This window comes from Flavobacterium muglaense (assembly GCF_014305155.1).
GTDB classification, from domain to species: domain Bacteria; phylum Bacteroidota; class Bacteroidia; order Flavobacteriales; family Flavobacteriaceae; genus Flavobacterium; species Flavobacterium muglaense.
Map to the genome: position 1 here is coordinate 1 of NZ_JACRUK010000062.1, position 19,531 is coordinate 19,531.

The following is a 19,531-nucleotide window of genomic DNA, read 5'->3' on the forward strand; positions in this document are numbered from 1 at the left end:
ATAATACTTTCTCCTTTGAATGATTCCATAATAAAATTCTTTCACGAAAGATAAGAATTTATCTTTACACCTCTATATATTTTTTCAGGACCGTCTCGGTCGTGGTTTTAAAAACTTTTTTTTCTATAGCTTTTTGGATGCCAGTATTGATGGTACCGGCATCGAGACAGATAAAATCGGTGGTGTTTGCTGGTGCAAGGAGGTAGGCTGATAAGTTAGATTCGTCTATTCCACCTCTTATTCCCAGTGGAACGACTTGAAAAGCGTAGTTTGTTGGCTTTTGTGCAAGCGCATTTATAGTAAGGAGAAAGAAGCTTAGCAATAAGTAGTTGGTGGTTTTCATGCTGGGTTAAAACTAGTTTTGGATTTAAAGTATAAATTTAGTCGCTTCTTTTTAAATGAAGGCTTTTTTTTGATAAATAGTCTGCAAATCATGAAATTGGTCTATTTTTACGTTGATTTTAACAGAGGAATAGTGGTGAAATTCAACTTGAAATAATATCTTTACAAAAAAATATAACAATTTTAACAAAAAAAGTTACAATGACAACAATAGCAAATCAATTCGGAATGAAAGAGGCTTTGGCACAATTGGGCATAAAGGACATAAATGAAGGAACATCTACGGGATTAAATCATTTTTCAAATGGAGAAGTTCTAGAGAGTTACTCACCTGTTGATGGACAATTGATAGCTAAAGTTAAAACATCTACGGCTGCAGATTATGAAAAAGTAATGGTGTCAGCAACTGCTGCTTTCAAGACATTTAGAACTATGCCAGCACCACAACGTGGAGAAATTGTTCGTCAGTTTGGAGAAAAGTTACGTAAAAACAAGGAGGCTTTAGGTAAATTGGTTTCCTACGAAATGGGAAAATCGCTGCAAGAAGGATACGGAGAAGTACAAGAAATGATTGATATCTGTGATTTTGCAGTAGGTCTTTCTCGTCAATTGCACGGTTTAACAATGCATTCTGAGCGTCCTGGACACCGTATGTATGAGCAATATCATCCAATGGGAGTTGTTGGGATCATTTCGGCATTTAATTTTCCAGTGGCGGTTTGGGCTTGGAATACTGCATTGGCTTGGATTTGTGGAGATGTTTGCGTTTGGAAACCATCTGAAAAAACACCACTTTGTGGAATAGCTTGTCAAAATATTATTGCAGAAGTAATTAAAGAAAATAATTTGCCAGAAGGAATCTCTTGTTTGATTAACGGAGATTATAAAGTAGGTGAAATGATGACAAACGATAAACGTGTACCATTAATTTCGGCAACAGGATCTACTCGTATGGGTAAAATTGTAGCTCAAACAGTAGCAGGACGTTTAGGGAAATCATTATTAGAATTAGGTGGAAATAATGCAATCATTGTTACTCCAGATGCAGATATTAAAATGACTGTGATAGGTGCTGTTTTTGGAGCTGTAGGAACTGCAGGACAAAGATGTACTTCTACTCGTCGTTTAATTATTCACGAAAGTATTTATGATAAAGTAAAAGATGCTGTAGTATCAGCTTACGGTCAATTACGTATTGGGAATCCATTAGATGAGAACAATCACGTAGGTCCAGTAATTGATACGCATGCTGTTGAAATGTATAACCAAGCTTTGACGAAAGTTGTTGCTGAAGGGGGTAAAATTTTAGTTGAAGGTGGCGTACTTACAGGTGAAGGATACGAGAGTGGATGTTACGTAAAGCCTGCAATTGCTGAAGCGGATAACGCTTTTGAAATTGTTCAACACGAAACGTTTGCACCAGTATTGTACTTATTGAAATACTCCGGAACGGTTGAAGATGCACTTGCTATTCAAAATGGTGTAGCTCAAGGGTTGTCATCGGCAATTATGACTAATAATTTAAGAGAAGCTGAGTTGTTTTTATCAGTTGTAGGTTCTGACTGCGGAATTGCAAATGTAAATATAGGAACTTCTGGCGCTGAGATTGGTGGTGCTTTTGGAGGTGAAAAAGAAACAGGTGGAGGAAGAGAATCTGGATCTGATGCATGGAAGGTGTACATGAGACGTCAAACAAATACGATCAATTACACTACTAGTTTGCCATTGGCACAAGGAATCAAATTTGATTTGTAATCATAGAATTTAAGATAATTAAAAACGGCAATTTGAATTTCAAATTGCCGTTTTTTTTATTTTTAAAAATCTACTGATCTTTATTGGTTTTTTTTTGTTTGCTTACAAATTAAATGAAGCGCCAATATTCACTGTAAATTGATTGTTTAAGTTGTATCCAAAGTCAACTTTATCAGTGTCGTATTTAGCCAATGGAACGCCAGCTTCTCCAAATACTCCAAAACCATCTGTAAAGAAATAACGGAAACCTAAATGAGCTCCAAAGTTTTTTAATCCTAGGTCTAGACCAGGGTACACATCCATTTTAGGGTCTAATTGTAAAACACTCCCTAAATTAGCGTTAAAACGTGCTTTAAGGTCAACACGATCCCCAAAGCTTGGAAGTTCACCAAGAGCATCTTTTGATGCAGACAGCAAATAATTTGCAGTCAATCCTATTGACATATTTTCACCAATTCCAAAATCTGAGGAAACGAATAAACCGCTACCGCCATTTTGAGCATTAAAACCTATTTGTCCTTTAACATCACCTTTTCCGCTAAATGCTTGAGCATTAACAAAACCTGCGCTACATAACAATAGTAACGTAATTACCTTTTTCATAATTATTTATTTAAATAAAATCTATACAAAATTAGCTATTTATATTTTAATTCCTACCTTTTTCGTCAAAATAGAGGTGATTTAATGGTTCACTTTGCCAGAATTCTTTTGTGTCAATATCCATAATGGTAAGAGGCCCTTTGAATGCCGCTCCAGTATCAACATTCCAAACGCAAGCCATTTGCACTGGTTCTGTTTTTCCAATTCGGGTAACAGGGGTGTGACCGATATACACTTCATCATACAATGTAAGTCGCTTGGGGTACAATAAATCATTTGGTTTGATAGCGCGATCAAGTGATAGTGCCGTTTCCCATAGAGTACGGTCCCAGTAAAACAATTTAGGAAAGAATTCATATTTGACTCCATTCATATTCGTGAAACCGGCATGAACAAACAAGCGATTCTTTTCGTCTAAATAATAGTCGTCTAAGGCTAGTAAAAACTCAATATGTAATTGTTTGGTAGTGGCATTGACTTTTTCGTAAGCTGTTACGGTAGCTTCGCCTCCGTGTTTATACCACATTAGATTGTCTTTACTATCTTTTAACCAATGTAATAATAACTCATCGTGATTTCCGCGAATAAAAACACAGTTGTTAGTTGTTTTTAACGCGATTAAATAATCTAGTACTTGTGGGGATTGACTCCAACCATCGACATAATCACCTAAAAAAATTAAAGTATCCTGTGGGGTTACATGGGCTCTTTCGATAATTTGGTGAAGGGCTCGTAGCCCTCCGTGTATGTCACCTATAACTAATGTTCTCATTTTGTGTATGGTCAATCGGGATTATGGAAAACGACAAGATTGTCGTTGTACTAATTGATAAAAATAGCAAAAAGAGTTGGGACAAGGCTGTTTTTTTTATTTTTTATTGAAAAATGTAAGCAAACGCAAGGAACTAAGAGGATTTTAAGCGTTAAGATATTTTATCAAAAAATCACTAATTTAGGTGATTGTTTGGTATCGATTTTTTTTTGTAGTTTTACATAAATCTTTAAATCATCAAAAAATGAATGCACTAATCGCTTTATCCGTTTTGATCATCCAAACAATTTGTAATTTTTTAAATGACATTTTATCATTTTTTAATCTTCATTTTTAGGATCGTATTTCATCTTTCTTAAAATACGCATGGCTTCTTTGAAAGATAAGTAAGTTGGTGCAAAAGGTTTTATAAGTAGCTTAGCTTCAATAAGTTTCTGCTTGGCGTCTTCAAATCCATTGAGGTGGCAAATCATAAAGGTAGAGGGTAAGTTCTCTAGGTCCTTTAATTCTCTTTCAGTCAATACAATTCCTTTTTTTAATTTTTGTAGTAAAGCTATATTCGAATTATAAATGTGAAAAAGTAATTTTCTATTAAATTCGGGCGGTTTAAAGAGCATTTTACTTTCTATTTTATAATACCCATTTTCATAAAAATAAATGGTTTGCTGCTCTAGGGGGTAATAACTTGTTTTGTCATTCAATCCTAGAGGAACATATTCGATAATGGTAAAAGTATCTTCGTCAAATGTAATGGTTACTACATCTTGAGCTGAGTAAAAAAGTTTTATTTGCTCATTGATCAGTTCGATGTCTACACGCGATAAATAGGTTTTGTCACGTACTTTTTTTGGGATTCCAGCCCAGCATATCACAAACAATTCTTTAAAAACTTTATAATTGGGTGCCATGTCTTTGTGGCGGTAGTTGATAAAATCAAAAACGCCATCAAGGGTATATTTGATATTGTTTCGGGAATTATTTTCGATATCAATTACCGTTTCGGTGTTGGCGTAATTTTTTTCAATTGCGTCTTCGGTAGGCGTTGTGTTGCTTCCTCGCCTGATGAAAGCGGCTTTGGCAGGAATGGTATGGATTCCTTTTTTGAAAAAAGAAGGGTTGTTTTTGGGTTTTATCGTTACCAGTCCTACTACTTTTCCTTTGGGCAAGTTAGGGAATGGAACATTTTCATATTGAATTTTGGGTGGATGCTCTAGGAAAGCATTCACTAAATTCTGAATGTGACTGTCGTCAAAGAAATCGTCGCCTACAATTTCGTTCTCTTGATCTTCGACACCCACCACAATATAGGAGTTATTGGTGGGATTAGAGTTAGACAAAGCGCAAATGTGTTTTAGAAATTTGGCTTTGCCTTCTCTGGTATGCAAGTTCAATTGTCGCTTTTTATCATAAAAACTATTCTCATCATTGTGAGCAAGTAAGTTCTTGATTAAAAGTCGTTTGTTGATCATTTGTTAGATTGATTTATTCACTATAGTCGAAGATGCTTGAGCAGTACTCATCACAATCAAATCGGCAATGTTTACGTGGTATGGTCGTGATACTACAAAGTGAATAATATCGGCGATGTCTTCCGGTTGCAAAACAGCAAAACCTTTATACACATTTTCAGCGCGACTTTTATCTCCTTTAAAACGCACTTCGCTAAATTCAGTTTCCACCATTCCTGGGTGAATCGCTCCTACACGAATTCCAAACGGATTTAAATCGATGCGCATTCCTTGGTTCAAAGCGTCAACGGCATGCTTTGAGGCGCAATACACGTTTCCGTTTGGGTAGACTTCCTTTGCAGCGGTTGAACCAATGTTAATGATATGACCTGATTTTCTTTCGATCATTTGCGGAATAATAGCTTTCGAAACATATAATAATCCTTTTACATTGATGTCGATCATGGCATCCCAATCATCGACATCACCGGTTTGAATAGGGTCTAAACCGTGTGCGTTTCCGGCATTATTTATTAAAATGTCAATGGTCGAAAACGCTTCTGGCAACGAGTTAATTGCTGCTTTTACCGCATCTTTATCTCTAACGTCAAACTGTAAGGTATGAACATCCGTTAGTTTAGATAGAGAGCTTGCTAGTTCAGCAAGGCGATCTTCTCGTCTCCCGCAAAGGATTAATTTATAATTATTTTTGGCTAATATTTCGGCTGTTGCTTTTCCGATTCCGCTTGTAGATCCAGTTATAAAGGCTGTTTTATTCATGTTTTTTGTGGTAATTCAATTGATAAATAGGACTAGAATAGTATTCGAAAAGAAAAAAATTAAGCCACTTCTTCACCCATACTTTCGGCCCAAATAGCAAACCAATCTTCTTTTTCAAGTTCTAATTCGACTGCCTTCATTAAGGATTGTATACGTGCTACGTTTACCGTTCCTGCTATAGGTATTACTTGGGCTGGATGTCTTAAAACCCAAGAAAGCAATAATGTGTCTGAACCCAAATGGTATTTTGAAACTAATGTGGCCAAGAGTTTTTTCAATCGATGTGTTTGCGGAATATCTTTTCTAAAAACGCAACCCAGTGGATTCCATGACATCGGTCGAATGTTATTCATTTGCATATAATCAAGACTTCCGTCTACCATAGGTTCAAAATTTGTTGCCGAAAATTGAACTTGATTATAACTGATTTCTGTTTTTTGATGGATCAGCTCTGTTTGTGAAGTTGTAAAATTCGATAGCCCGAAGTCGATAATTTTACCATCGGCTTTTAACTTTTCAACAGCTTCGGCAATTTCATCAGCAACCATTAGCGGGCTCGGTCTGTGCAATAAAAACACGTCTAAATAATCGGTTTGTAAATTTTTCAATGATTGTTCAACCGAACTGATTATATGGTTTTTAGAATAGTCGTAATGTTTGATTTTAGTGCTTTTGTTTTCGGCTAGCATCTGGATGCCGCATTTAGAAATCAACTGCATTTTTTCTCTAGCTATTTTGCTTGAAGCAAATGCTTTTCCAAAGTCGGCTTCCGTGGTATATGAACCGTAAATATCGGCATGATCAAAGGTTGTTATTTTGTTTTCTAAACATACATGAATCATGTTTTCCATCTCTTTTGGACTAAGGTTTTTATCCCAAACTCCCCAATTCATAGTCCCAGCAATTATAGGTGATAATGTCGTTTTACGCATAGTTTTTATTTTTTATCAAAAATCGAAATTCTTGAAATTCAAAGTATATTTTTCAAAGTTCTTAAAAATATGAAAATTGTATCATAATTAGTCCTTAAAATTAAGTGTTTGATAGAAGTTTTAACCATTTTTTAACATCTTTCCTCTAAAAAAAAATTCAATTTGCACTACCAAAAGTAAGGCATTAAATTCAAGGTTTTAAAAATAATAATATGGAAGAGAATACATCGACTTTAGACATTAGAGCAATCAATGAAAAAATAGAAAGAGAAAGTGCATTTATCGATCTTTTGTCTATGGAAATGAACAAAGTGATTGTGGGTCAAAAGCACATGGTAGAGCGATTGTTAATTGGGCTTTTAGGTCAAGGACATATTTTATTAGAAGGTGTTCCGGGATTAGCAAAAACATTAGCCATTAATACGCTTTCACAAGCCATTCATGGATCGTTTAGTAGAATTCAGTTTACACCCGATTTATTACCTGCGGATGTTGTGGGTACGATGATTTACAACATTAAAGCAAATGAGTTCTCGATAAAAAAAGGACCTATTTTTGCTAATTTCGTCCTTGCCGATGAGATTAACCGTGCACCTGCCAAAGTACAATCGGCTTTGCTTGAGGCGATGCAAGAAAAGCAAGTAACTATTGGAGATACTACCTTCAAGTTAGAAAGACCATTCTTAGTTTTAGCAACTCAAAACCCAATAGAGCAAGAAGGAACGTACCAGTTACCTGAAGCTCAAGTAGACCGTTTTATGTTGAAAACCGTGATCGATTATCCAAAAATGGATGAGGAGCGTTTGGTAATTCGTCAAAACTTAAAAGGATCTTACGAAAAAGTAAATCAAGTGGTCTCTGTAGAGCAAATTTTACGTGCACAAGAAGCAGTTCGCGAAGTGTACATGGATGAGAAAATCGAGAAATACATTCTAGATATTATTTTTGCAACACGTTACCCAGAGAAATATAAACTAGCCGACTTGAAGCCATTAATTAGTTTTGGATCATCACCGCGTGGAAGTATCAATTTAGCTACTGCTGCTAAATGTTATGCTTTCATCAAGCGTCGTGGTTATGTAATTCCTGAGGATGTTCGTGCAGTAGTACATGATGTATTGCGTCACAGAATTGGAGTTACCTACGAAGCAGAAGCTGAAAATGTTACCTCAGTAGACATCATCAATAAAATTATAAACGAAGTAGAAGTACCTTAAAATTTGTTTAAGGTTTAAGGTTTCAAGTTGCTGTAGCAAATGTGGAAACCTTAAACTTTTTTAAACTTTAAACAAATTAAATAAATGGATACAAAAGACCTTTTAAAAAAAGTACGTAAGATAGAAATCAAAACCCGAAGATTGAGCGATCATATCTTTTCGGGTGAATACCATACTTCTTTCAAAGGACGTGGAATGACTTTTAGCGAAGTGCGTCAGTACCAATACGGTGATGATATTCGTAATATTGACTGGAATGTTACCGCTCGATACAATGAAGCACATGTAAAAGTTTTTGAAGAGGAGCGTGAATTAACCATGATGTTAATGGTTGATATTTCTGGATCTGAAAGTTTTGGTTCAAAAAACCAATTCAAGAAAGATATTGTAACAGAGATTGCTGCAACGATGGCTTTTTCGGCGACACAGAATAATGATAAAATTGGTTTGATTTTATTTTCAGACCAAATCGAATTATACATTCCACCAAAAAAAGGAAGGTCACATGTACTGAGAATCATTCGAGAATTAATCGAATTTTCTCCGCAAAGTCAAAAAACAAATATAGCTCAAGCTTTAAAGTTTTTATCAAGCACTCAAAAAAAGAAAGCGATTGTTTTTATGATTTCAGATTTCATGTGTGAAGATTACGAGCAAACCTTGAAGATTGCTGGTAAAAAGCATGATATTACGGGAATTCGTGTGTATGACATTCGAGAGCAAAGCATGCCAAATTTAGGAATGGTACCCATGCAAGATGCCGAAACTGGAGAAATACAATTAGTGGATACCAGTTCAAAAACAGTGCGATTTAATTATGAAAAACACTATAATGACAAGTTGGTTTACTTTAAGGAAACATTTAGCAAATCAGGTTCGGGTGTTGTAAACACTAGAGTTGACGAAAGTTACGTAACTAAGTTGTTGAGCTATTTCAAATCGAGGTAATGATTAATGATTTTATTTCGAATATTAAAAAAGTAAAACAAATTTAAAACAATTAAGATCTTAGATATAAAATGAAACGTGATTTTACACCAATCATAAATCGTTAATCGAAAATCTAAAATCTCAATAATTAAATATGAAAAAATATATAAGCCTACTATTACTGCTGCTTTCAACAACCTTTTTTGCCCAACAAAAAAGACTAGTTACAAGTATTGATACCACAAAAAACAAAATTGGTGCAGAGTTTAAACTGACCATAAAAACGGATGTGGATACCTTATCTAAAGTAGTTTTCCCGAAGTTAAAAAACATTGGTGCTCTTGAAGTCATTCGATCATACCCTATTGATACGGTTAAAAATAATGACCGCTATGAATTGATCAAGAAATACGGTTTGACACAGTTTGACTCTGGAAAATATTCGATTCCTAGTGTGAAAATCATGATCAATAATAAACCTTATTATTCGGATTCTTTAAAGGTAGAAGTGGCTAATGTTGTGGTAGATACTTTGAAACAAAAAATGTATGACATTAAGGACATCGTACCTGTTGAAAATACTATTGGCGACTGGTGGAAATACCTTTTGGCAATTGTTATCATAGCAGGAATTGGTGCGCTAGTATATTGGTTTGTGAAGAAACAACAAAAAAAGAAAATTGAAGAAGAGGTTTATAAAACTCCGATAGAAAAAGCGACTAATTTACTGAACAGCTTAGAGAAAAAAGAGCTTTGGCAAAAAGGAGAAATCAAATCCTATTATAGTGAACTAACAGATATTGCTAGAAATTATATCGAAGAGGCAATTGAAATTCCAGCGATGGAAAGCACTACTTCGGAACTTATTGCTGGGCTAAGAGCAGCATCTGTCAAAAAGAAAATGACGGTTACTCAAGAAACAATCGAAAATTTAGAACGTGTTTTAAAGCAAGCCGATTTAGTGAAGTTTGCCAAATCGAAACCCGTTGAATATGAAATCACCGAAGACAGAAATAAGATTCAAAAAGCGATTTTAACCTTAGACAATGCTATTCCTGTTGAAGTAGAAATTGAAGAGGACACCTTGTTAAATGAAGCGCAAAAGCAAAAACAAATCCAAATTCAGCTGAAGAAAAAAAGGAATAAGAGAATCGCTATTACGGTAGCATCAGTACTTTTCTTATTGCTAGCAACTACAGCATATTTTGTGGCAACCAAAGGGTTTACCTATGTAAAAGATAATGTTTTAGGACATCCTACAAAGGAGTTGTTAGAAAGCGAATGGGTTAAAAGCGAGTATGGAAATCCAGGGATTGTTATTGAGACTCCAAAAGTGTTGAAACGCATTGATTTAACAAAGTCACTTCCTAAAAACGGTATGGCATTGATCAAAGAAATGAATTCATTTGCTTATGGTAGTGTTTTGGATAATTTTTACTTGCTGGTTTCTACCTATAAATACAAGCAAGATTCAACTGCTGTTGATTTAAAGAAATCAATGGAAGTATCGTTGCAAGCGCTAGAATCTCAAGGAGCACAAAACATGATTGTGAAACAAGAAGATTTTCAAACTCCCGAAGGTGTTACAGGAATAAAAGGATACGGAACCTTCACTCGAATTAATGAAGGTACACGCAGCAGTGAAAAATTGTATTATGAATTGTTGTTGTTTAGTCAAGATGGCGGTTTACAACAAATAATGATTTTCCATGAAGAGGGTGATTTGTATGCAAATGAAATATCCGAGAGAGTGTTGAACTCTGTCGAATTAAAACAAGTAAGTAAATAATGGGTAAGATAACTTTTTTAAATCCGGAGTTTTTCTGGTTGTTTCTTTTAATTCCGCTAGCGATTGTTTGGTTGGTTTATAAAAGAAATGAGCAATCGGCAACGTTAAAAATCAGTTCGATTCAAGGATTCAAGTCCACTCCTTCTTTATTGGCGAAGCTAAAACCTTTTTTGAGTGCTTTTCGTCTATTGGCGTTAAGCTCTTTAATTGTGGCAATGGCAAGACCAAGAACAGTAGACATTAGTAACAAAACGAAAACAACAAAAGGAATTGATATTGTTATGGCTGTCGATGTATCTGGAAGTATGCTAGCCAAAGATTTGAAGCCAAACCGTATGGAGGCTTTGAAAAGAGTAGCTGGAGATTTTGCTGCCGAAAGACCTAATGACCGAATAGGTTTAGTTGTTTATGCATCCGAAGCCTATACTAAAACGCCTGTTACTAGTGACAAAGCAGTCGTGCTAGAAGCGATAAAAAGCATTAAATATGATAATGTTTTACAAGACGGAACAGGAATAGGGATGGGATTGGCGACAGCCGTAAACCGCTTAAAGGACAGTAAGGCCAAAAGTAAAATAGTTATTCTATTGACTGATGGTGTCAATAATGCTGGTTTTATAGAGCCCGAAACAGCAGCTGATATCGCTAAACAATACGGAATTAAAGTATATACAATAGGAATAGGTACCAATGGAATGGCTGAATTCCCGTATGCAGTAGGGCCCAACGGAGAATTTTTATTCCAACGAATGAAAGTAGAAATCGATGAAAAATTGATGCAAAGTATCGCGAGAAAAACGGACGGTAAATATTTTAGAGCGACAAGCAATAGTAAGCTAGCTGAGATTTATGGAGAAATCAATAAACTAGAAACGACTGAAATTGAAGAATTGAAGTTCTACGATTACGATGAGAAATTTAGACCTTTTGTATGGCTTGCAGGATTTTTACTGTTGGCTGAGATTGGACTGAGAAACACGGTTTATAGAAGTTTTATTTAGATTGTAAACACGAAGTTCACAAAGTTTTCGCAAGGTTCACAAAGTTTTTCAATAGTGTAAATCAACAAGAGATGGACGAAAATGAAATATCAAAAATTGTTTTTGAAAGTGCTTTAAAAGTACACAAAGTTCTAGGTCCAGGATTGCTCGAAAGCGCCTATGAAGAATGCTTGTTTTACGAATTGAAAAAACATGATTTAAAAGTAGAAAAGCAAGTTGCACTACCATTAATTTATGAAGATGTGAAGTTGGATGTTGGTTATCGTATTGATATTATTATTGAAAATAAATTTATTGTAGAAATAAAGTCGGTTGAAGCCTTGAATGATGTTCATTTAGCGCAATTGTTGACTTATTTAAGATTGTCAAAATGCAAGTTAGGATTGCTAATCAATTTTAATGTTAGTTTGTTAAAGAATGGAGTAAAGAGGGTCATAAATGGCACTCTGTAATTTAAAAATAATTTGGTGTACTTTGTGTTAAAACTTAGTGCCCTTTGTGGTTAAGAAATATGGAATTAGACGAATCAAAATATTTATACCTCTTATTTATACTACCTATTGTGGTGGTGTTGTACTTGTTGAATTTCTATTGGAAAAGAAAAAAACAACGAGAGTTTGGAGATCTCGATTTAATTAAAAAATTAAGTCCAGAAACTTCTGTTTTTAAACCTGTTTTAAAACTAGTGGTGATGGTATTGGCACTAGCGGGAATTATTTTTGGATTGGTAAATCCGAAAATTGGCACCAAAATGGAAACGGTAAAAAGAGAAGGAATTGATATTGTTTTTGCGATGGATGTGTCCAAAAGTATGCTGGCCGAAGATATTGCACCAAGCCGTTTGGAGAAAAGCAAACAGTTGGTTTCGCAAATCATCAATCAGTTGGGGAACGACCGCATAGGAATTGTGGCGTATGCAGGAAGCGCTTTTCCAGTGCTACCTATCACATCCGATTATAGTGTGGCCAAAATGTTTTTGCAAAGCATGAATACCGAAATGGTTTCCTCACAAGGAACTTCACTTGATGAAGCGATACAACTCTCCGCCACGTACTTTGATGATAAAAGTAAAACAAGCAAGTTGTTGATTCTTATTTCGGATGGTGAAGATCATTCAGAAGGGGCAAAAGCAGCAGCAGAGGAAGCTAATAAGCAAGGAATGCGCATTATCACTATTGGAGTAGGAACCGAAAAAGGAGGAACAATTCCTTTAAAAAGAAACGGTATCGTAGAGAGCTATGTGCGTGATAATAGCGATCAAGTAGTGGTAACCAAATTAAATCGTGCCAGTTTAGAGACGATTGCCAAAGCCACAAAGGGAGGTTATGTGGATGGAAACAACACCAAAGAAGTACTTGAATACGTGAAAAACACTTTAAATACAATTCAGAAAACCGAGTTTGAAGCCACACAAATGGCCGATTTTCAATCGCAATTTCAATGGTTTCTGGGATTTGCTTTTGTCTTATTGTTTCTTGACCTTTTCTTTTTAGAAAGAAAAACAAGCTGGGTGAAGAAGCTGAATTTATTTAACGAATAAAAATAAATGTCAATGCGTCTTTTGCTTTTGCATTCGATGAAAAACATAATAATTGAAAAATGAAAAATTTAAAAAAATACATATTTACCTTTTCTGTATTCCTTAGTCTGGGATTTGGAGGACTGTTTGCCCAGGAGAAAGATAAAAGTCTGCCGAAAGCAAATGAAGAATATGCACAAAATAAATTTGTTGATGCTGAGGCTAATTATAGAATTTCGGGCTCAAAATTTCCCAATAGAACCGTTTCTCCTTACAATTTAGGAAATGCGATTTACAGGCAAAATCAAGCTTCGGAGGCAAAGTTCGCTTACGCAAATGCGTTAAAGAAAGCCAAAACAAGATCTCAAAAACACAAAGCGTTCCATAATATAGGAAACGTGTTCATGAAGGAAAAAAATTATACTGAGGCAGTGGAAGCATATAAAAACGCATTGCGAAACAATCCAGCCGATGATGAAACAAGGTACAATTATGCATTGGCCAAAAAGATGCTAAAAGAAAATCCGCCTAAAGACAATAAAAAGGATAAGGATAAAAAAGACAAAGACAAGGATAAGAAGGACAAGGATAAGGACAAAAAAGACGGCGACAATAAAGATAAAGACAAGAAGGACGGCGACAAAGACAAGGATAAAAAAGACAATAAAGGCGACAAGGACAAAGACAAAAAAGACAATCCTGGTGACAATGGGCAACCAAAGCCACAACCTGGAGGAATCTCAAAACAACGTTTAGAAAGCATGCTAGACGCTGTTAATAATGAAGAAAAGAAAGTTCAGAATAAAGTAAACGCTCAAAAAGTAAAAGGGAAACCTACGAAAACAGAGAAAGATTGGTAGTATTTGTTTTGGTGTTTATTCGTTAATTCGAAAATAATAAAACAAAGAGGCAGTTAAACAATTAAAAAACGAATGAAGAAATATTTAATTCTATTATTATTCACTTTTCAAGGACTTTTGGCTCAGGTGCAATTTGAGACAAGGGTGAGTAAAACAACCCTTGGTCTTAATGAAAGGCTAAGAGTCGATTTTTTTATGAATATCGATGGTGATAATTTTAACGAACCTTCTTTTGATGGTTTTAGAGTGATTGCGGGACCTAGTCAACAAGTGAGTCAATCATGGATAAATGGCCGCAGTTCTTTTGAGAAAATCTATTCGTATTACCTTTTGCCCAATCAAAAAGGGAATTTGGTAATTAAACAAGCAACGATTGAATACAATGGGCAAGTGTACAAAACGGCACCCGTTAAAATCACTGTTACTGCTGCAATCGAGCAACCTAGGGACCCTAATGATACTAGTGTTTCGGTAGATAACAACTTATACTTAGTTGCGGATATTTCGAAAACAAATCCTTATGTCAATGAACCTATTACGGTGGTTTATAAATTATATTTCAGTTATAACATTGGTATTTCAAATTTTAAACAATTAAGTAATCCAAAATACAATGACTTTTGGAGTCAAAACATTGACATTAAACAACCCGTTGCAGAAGAAGGGATGTTTAAAGGACAGAAATTTCGATATGTAGTATTGAGAAAAACAGTGCTTTACCCCCAAAAATCGGGTAAGTTAGCAATTGAGCCTTTATCATTAGATATTGATGTTCAAGTACCAACGAACAGGCGTGATGTCTTTGGTAGAGTAATGCTTGTTGATGAGAATAAAAGAGTTTCTGCTGGTGCAAAAACGATTACAGTAAAAGCGCTACCAGAAGCGGGTAAACCAGATGATTTTTCGGGTGCAGTAGGTAGTTTTGATTTTACAGTCGTTCCAACAAAAACGGATCTTAAAAACGGAGAAAGTCTAGATTTAAAAGTAAGTGTAAGCGGTAAAGGGAATATGAAGTTATTCACCCTGCCAAAACCAGTAGTGCCTAATGCGCTAGAAATGTACGATGCCGTTCATACAGATGAAGTGAATACCTCACTAGCTGGTATGGCTGGAAAAATGTCTGACAGCTATACTATTGTTCCGGTTTATAAAGGAAATTATCCTGTAAAACCGCTTCGTTTTTCTTATTTTGATTTGGGTTCTGGTACGTATAAAACGATTACTTCTCCAGAGATTATGATCAATGTTTTGGATGGTCCTACGGATACACGAAACGCTACCAATCCAAATACTAAGAAAAATACAATTGCAGTTCAAGAGCAGTTTAAGTTTATCAAGCTCAAAACAACATTGCAATCTAGTAAGCGTGACGACTTCTTTGGTTCTAATTTATTTTTAGGATTGCTGTTTTTACCGTTTTTAATTGTGCCAATTATCATTTTACTTAAAAAGAAAAAAGAAGCAATTGACGGAGACGTAGTGGGTAACCGAATTAGAAGAAACAATAAATTAGCTAAGAAATATTTATCTGAAGCTAAGAAACAAATCAATAATAAAGAGCCATTTTATGTAGCGCTAGAAAAAGCGATGCATAATTTCTTGAAAGCAAAACTGCATATTGAAACGTCAGAAATGAGTAAAGACAATATCAAAGAGCTGTTGCTTACTAGAAATGCAAATCCGGATGTTGTCAACGAATTTATTACACTAACGGAGAATTGTGAGGTAGCTCGTTACGCACCAGCATCAAGTGCAACCATTCAGAATGATTATGACAAAGCCGTTTTAATAATCTCTGAATTAGAAAAGCAGATTTAATAATTGATCATTACAATGAAAAATATTTTTTACATAGTATTACTTACGTCTCAATTTTTCTTTGCCCAAACAGGCTTTGAAACCGGAAATGATTTGTATCAAAAAGCAAAGTATCAAGAAGCGTTGAATGCTTATGAAAGTGTAGTAAGCGGTCACCAAGAATCGGCTGAATTGTATTATAATGTGGGTAACTGCTATTATAAATTAAATAAAGTGGCGCCGGCTATTTACAATTACGAAAAAGCATTGGTGTTAAAGCCCAATAATAAAGATGTACAAAACAACTTGCGTTTTGCTCAAAAAAGAACCATCGACGAAATAAAAGTAATCCCTAAAGTAGGTTTTGCAAAATTGCTTCGTGATTTCACTGGGATTTACCACTACAATACTTGGGGTTGGATTGCTATTGCGTTTTCGGTCTTGTTTTTACTGTCTTTTATAGGATACTATTTTTCGCAATTAACCGTGGTGAAAAGAATATTTTTCTTCTCGATGTTCTTGGTTATTGTATTACTACTTATTAGTGTAGCCGCTGCTATTTTTGAAAAAGACCATTTTGACAATGAAAAACCGGCTATCGTTTTTGCCGAAATGACAGATGTACGAAGCGAACCGCAAAAAATGGCTTCGACAGTAGTAGTCTTGCATGAAGGCACAAAAGTTTTTGTTGAAGAAGCTGTTCAAGGTTGGAAAAAAGTACAACTAACCGATGGAACTGAGGGTTGGATAGAAAGTAATGCCATCAAGGAAGTAAAGTAAATTACTTTTTGGCAGTAGCTTCATTTGGTGTCGTAGTTTTATTCTTTTCTTTAAAATCGTCGTACCAGGTTTGTAGCTTCGGGTAGATAAACTTAGAAGTTTCTTGAATAGGATTGTAAAAAGTAGAATTATTGAACGTTTCTTCCTTGACAAGCATGTTGTTGATGTTAATTTTCTGAAAAAGATTGAATACAATACTGAGCATCAAAACAGTTTTTAGTACACTAAAAGTACCACCAGCTAGCTTATTGATCCATCCCAAAAATGCAAAATCCATGATACCTGTAAATATTTTGGCCAGCAAGTGAATAGCGATCACTACCGCTATGAATGTTAGCCCAAAGGCAATAATTTCAATATATTTTGGCGACCAAGACACATGACTAGCAACCACAGCACGCACGGCATCCGAGAATTTTATGGCAATATAAATTCCTAAAATCAACGACAAGAGAGAGGCAAGTTCTATAAAAAGCCCGTTTTTCATACCTTTATACAAAGCGTAGATAAGCAATGCGCCCAAAACAATGTCAAGAAATCCCATAAAAATTGATTTAGATAAAATTAAACAGCAAATATAAAAGAATTATCAAACATCCATTGTCAATTTTCAAGTTGTTATCTTTGCTAAAATAATTGTATAATTGTGAAGCTACATTTCACAACTCACTATTCACTTTTCACTAAAAATAAAATGTCAAGAGACACACAACTTAAAGAACGCTGGGAACAGCTCGTAACTATATTATCAGATCAATTCTCGCAAGGAGAAGATTTAGATCTAGACGCTATCATTTATTTAATTGGCGTACAAGAATTAGGAAAAGTACACCGTGAATATAAAAAAGACGAAAAACTAAACTTGATGCACATCGCGATTTGTCGTTTATTAGAACCTTATGGGTTTTATGAATTCGACTATTTTGATGACGAAGGTTGGCCGCATTACAACGTAAAAGAAGAGTTGCCACCACTGAAAGCAGGAGAGCAATCGGTATTGATGAAAGAAGCAATTGTTAGTTATTTTCTTGAAAGAGAAGTGATAAATTAATTTGTTTTAGTCGCAAAGATGGCATTCTAACAATTTAATAGGGAAACTTTAAACTTTAGACTTTAAACCTAAAAGTAATTTGCTAAATTTGCACACGAAATTATTGAATGAAAATGATAGATAAAATAAAAGAATATATCGGTGAAGCACAAGCTTTCTCGACCCAAGATCCAGCAGAATTAGAGACATTTAGAATTAAATTTCTTGGAAGTAAAGGACTTTTAAAAGAGTTTTTTGCCGAATTTAAAAATGTTCCTAACGAACAAAAAAAGGAATTTGGTCAAGTAATCAACTTGCTAAAATCATCGGCCGAAGAAAAAGTAAAAGCAATACAAGAATCTTTAGAGAATAAAGAAGAAAGTAAAGGTTTTTATGGTGATTTAACGCGTTCAAGTGAACCGATCACTATTGGTTCACGCCACCCTATTTCATTGGTTAAAAACCAAATTATTGATATCTTTTCAAACATCGGTTTTAACGTATCCGAAGGTCCAGAAATCGAAGACGACTGGCATAATTTCACCGCATTAAACCTGCCAGAATACCATCCGGCACGCGATATGCAGGATACTTTTTTCATTCAAACAAATCCTGATATTTTGTTGCGTACCCACACATCATCTGTTCAAGTGCGTTACATGGAAAACAACAAACCACCTATTCGTACTATTTCTCCGGGAAGAGTTTTTCGTAATGAGGCTGTATCATCGCGCTCACACTGTATCTTTCACCAAGTGGAAGGATTGTATATTGACAAAGACGTTTCGTTTGCCGACTTGAAGCAAACCTTATTGCATTTCACTCAAGAGATGTTTGGGAAGTCAAAAATACGCTTGCGTCCTTCTTATTTTCCATTCACGGAGCCAAGTGCCGAAATTGATATTTATTGGGGTTTAAAAACCGAAACCGATTATAGAATTACCAAAGGAACTGGATGGTTAGAAATTGGTGGGTGCGGTATGGTAGATCCTAATGTGCTTAAAAATTGCGGTATCGATCCCGAAGAATACACCGGTTTCGCATTCGGAATGGGAATTGAAAGAATCGCGATGTTGAATTATCAAATTGGTGACATTCGTATGTTTTATGAAAATGACGTGCGTTTCTTAGAACAATTTAAAGCAAGCATTTAAAAATTGAATTAGGAGCTTTTTCCAGCTATTCGTTACAATCTTTTCTTGTTTTAAAGAAAAACAAGAAAAGGATTTCCACTGCTATCTGGGCTAGGAGTTGCGCTAAGTAGTCAATATGGACAAATTTAGGGCTAGGGCAACTTAATTTTTTAATAGTTTGAAATGGTAACTTTCAACGTTATATCACAATGAAAAAAGACATAATAATACCCGAAGTAGAAAACGTTTTTGTTGCGGCAGTCCAGGAATGGAGTGACGATTTTATGGAAAAAGTATGGTTTGCATACTTAGTAAACGACAGTGATTTCTTGATCGAAAGTGTGATGGTCGTTTCAAAAGCATTTGGAACCATCGATGGCGAAATGAAAAAAACATCGCTTTTACGTCATGCTTTTGTAGAAGTTCCAGCTGTTTCCGTAGTAAAAATTGAGATGATCGAAAAAAGCGTCTTAACGCTTAATAATGAATTCTCAGTTTCTTATTTTATTGGAAATAAATTATTCGATAAAAAATTCATATTTAAAGCCAACTTTGATTCGGTATCCGAAATTGAAGAAGTACCCATCTTATTTGTAGACGGAGTTATAGAAAGATAATTTGTGCTTACGCAAAAAAATAAAAAAGCCACATCAACTGAAATATAAATCAGATCGATGTGGCTTTTTTTTATATAATTTGTTGGGATTATAAAGGCATAACCTTGGTCAAATAATCCGTAGCTAAAAAACTTTTATCTTTGTTTAAGTAGGGCTTGCTGAAAAAGTATTCTCAATTTTCATATAACTGGATTTAATTTCACCAAATAATCACTTTCATAATTGG

Annotated in this window: 20 protein-coding genes; 13 read left to right on the forward strand and 7 right to left on the reverse strand. The window is 35.0% G+C overall.

What is annotated here, in order from left to right; genetic code table 11:
- Nucleotides 1-64: 64 nt before the first annotated feature.
- Entirely contained in the window at nt 65-343 is a 279-nt protein-coding gene (locus tag H8R24_RS16180; protein ID WP_187021199.1) for an MBL fold metallo-hydrolase, read from the reverse strand.
- Between the two features lie 200 nt (nt 344-543).
- Between H8R24_RS16180 and amaB the strand changes: the two genes are divergently transcribed.
- Nucleotides 544-2,097 (forward strand): L-piperidine-6-carboxylate dehydrogenase, encoded by a 1,554-nt coding sequence (amaB, locus tag H8R24_RS16185; protein ID WP_187021197.1) that lies wholly within the window; start codon nt 544-546, stop codon nt 2,095-2,097.
- A gap of 102 nt (nt 2,098-2,199) precedes the next feature.
- On the opposite strand, the gene H8R24_RS16190 is transcribed toward amaB, so the two are convergent.
- The 5 genes from H8R24_RS16190 to H8R24_RS16210 form a co-directional block, all read right to left on the reverse strand.
- Nucleotides 2,200-2,700, reverse strand: coding sequence for a DUF6646 family protein (locus H8R24_RS16190; protein ID WP_187021195.1), 501 nt, complete (start codon nt 2,698-2,700; stop codon nt 2,200-2,202).
- A 46-nt stretch (nt 2,701-2,746) separates the two neighbouring features.
- Nucleotides 2,747-3,472, reverse strand: a complete 726-nt coding sequence (locus H8R24_RS16195; protein ID WP_187021193.1) for a metallophosphoesterase family protein — start codon at nt 3,470-3,472, stop codon at nt 2,747-2,749.
- A gap of 320 nt (nt 3,473-3,792) precedes the next feature.
- Nucleotides 3,793-4,941 carry an ATP-binding protein gene (locus H8R24_RS16200; protein ID WP_187021191.1) on the reverse strand — a complete coding sequence of 383 codons (1,149 nt, stop codon included), beginning with the start codon at nt 4,939-4,941 and terminating at the stop codon, nt 3,793-3,795.
- A gap of 3 nt (nt 4,942-4,944) precedes the next feature.
- On the reverse strand, nt 4,945-5,700 hold the full coding sequence (locus H8R24_RS16205) for an SDR family NAD(P)-dependent oxidoreductase (protein WP_187021189.1): 756 nt from the start codon (nt 5,698-5,700) through the stop codon (nt 4,945-4,947).
- Nucleotides 5,701-5,759: 59 nt separating this feature from the next.
- Nucleotides 5,760-6,632, reverse strand: coding sequence for an aldo/keto reductase (locus H8R24_RS16210; RefSeq protein ID WP_187021187.1), 873 nt, complete (start codon nt 6,630-6,632; stop codon nt 5,760-5,762).
- Nucleotides 6,633-6,844: 212 nt separating this feature from the next.
- Between H8R24_RS16210 and H8R24_RS16215 the strand changes: the two genes are divergently transcribed.
- The 9 genes from H8R24_RS16215 to H8R24_RS16255 all read left to right on the forward strand — a co-directional run bounded on the left by H8R24_RS16215 (nt 6,845) and on the right by H8R24_RS16255 (nt 16,525).
- A complete protein-coding gene (locus H8R24_RS16215) occupies nt 6,845-7,849 on the forward strand; it encodes an AAA family ATPase (RefSeq protein ID WP_187021185.1) in 1,005 nt (334 codons plus the stop codon).
- An 84-nt stretch (nt 7,850-7,933) separates the two neighbouring features.
- Complete coding sequence (locus tag H8R24_RS16220) at nt 7,934-8,797, forward strand: DUF58 domain-containing protein (protein ID WP_187021183.1); 864 nt, start codon at nt 7,934-7,936, stop codon at nt 8,795-8,797.
- A gap of 136 nt (nt 8,798-8,933) precedes the next feature.
- Entirely contained in the window at nt 8,934-10,568 is a 1,635-nt protein-coding gene (locus H8R24_RS16225; protein WP_187021180.1) for a hypothetical protein, read from the forward strand.
- Nucleotides 10,568-11,569: a vWA domain-containing protein gene (locus tag H8R24_RS16230; protein WP_187021178.1), complete on the forward strand. Its 1,002-nt coding sequence runs from the start codon at nt 10,568-10,570 to the stop codon at nt 11,567-11,569. The genes H8R24_RS16225 and H8R24_RS16230 overlap by 1 nt, the downstream gene beginning before the upstream one ends.
- Nucleotides 11,570-11,640: 71 nt before the next feature.
- Complete coding sequence (locus tag H8R24_RS16235; RefSeq protein WP_187021176.1) at nt 11,641-12,021, forward strand: GxxExxY protein; 381 nt, start codon at nt 11,641-11,643, stop codon at nt 12,019-12,021.
- A 59-nt stretch (nt 12,022-12,080) separates the two neighbouring features.
- The gene (locus H8R24_RS16240) at nt 12,081-13,109 is read left to right on the forward strand and encodes a vWA domain-containing protein (protein ID WP_187021175.1); all 1,029 of its coding nucleotides are present in this window, start codon (nt 12,081-12,083) and stop codon (nt 13,107-13,109) included.
- Between the two features lie 59 nt (nt 13,110-13,168).
- A complete protein-coding gene (locus tag H8R24_RS16245) occupies nt 13,169-13,948 on the forward strand; it encodes a tetratricopeptide repeat protein (RefSeq protein ID WP_187021173.1) in 780 nt (259 codons plus the stop codon).
- Between the two features lie 72 nt (nt 13,949-14,020).
- The gene (locus H8R24_RS16250) at nt 14,021-15,766 is read left to right on the forward strand and encodes a BatD family protein (RefSeq protein WP_187021171.1); all 1,746 of its coding nucleotides are present in this window, start codon (nt 14,021-14,023) and stop codon (nt 15,764-15,766) included.
- A 15-nt stretch (nt 15,767-15,781) separates the two neighbouring features.
- Nucleotides 15,782-16,525 carry a tetratricopeptide repeat protein gene (locus H8R24_RS16255; protein ID WP_187021168.1) on the forward strand — a complete coding sequence of 248 codons (744 nt, stop codon included), beginning with the start codon at nt 15,782-15,784 and terminating at the stop codon, nt 16,523-16,525.
- Between the two features lies 1 nt (nt 16,526).
- On the opposite strand, the gene H8R24_RS16260 is transcribed toward H8R24_RS16255, so the two are convergent.
- Entirely contained in the window at nt 16,527-17,069 is a 543-nt protein-coding gene (locus H8R24_RS16260; RefSeq protein WP_187021166.1) for a CvpA family protein, read from the reverse strand.
- Nucleotides 17,070-17,219: 150 nt separating this feature from the next.
- On the opposite strand from H8R24_RS16260, the gene H8R24_RS16265 reads away from it, so the two are divergent.
- From H8R24_RS16265 to H8R24_RS16275, 3 genes are all read left to right on the forward strand, one after another.
- Nucleotides 17,220-17,576: a hypothetical protein gene (locus H8R24_RS16265; protein WP_187021164.1), complete on the forward strand. Its 357-nt coding sequence runs from the start codon at nt 17,220-17,222 to the stop codon at nt 17,574-17,576.
- Between the two features lie 113 nt (nt 17,577-17,689).
- Nucleotides 17,690-18,709 carry a phenylalanine--tRNA ligase subunit alpha gene (pheS, locus tag H8R24_RS16270; RefSeq protein WP_187021201.1) on the forward strand — a complete coding sequence of 340 codons (1,020 nt, stop codon included), beginning with the start codon at nt 17,690-17,692 and terminating at the stop codon, nt 18,707-18,709.
- Between the two features lie 188 nt (nt 18,710-18,897).
- The gene (locus H8R24_RS16275; protein ID WP_187021162.1) at nt 18,898-19,305 is read left to right on the forward strand and encodes a hypothetical protein; all 408 of its coding nucleotides are present in this window, start codon (nt 18,898-18,900) and stop codon (nt 19,303-19,305) included.
- Nucleotides 19,306-19,531 lie beyond the last annotated feature (226 nt).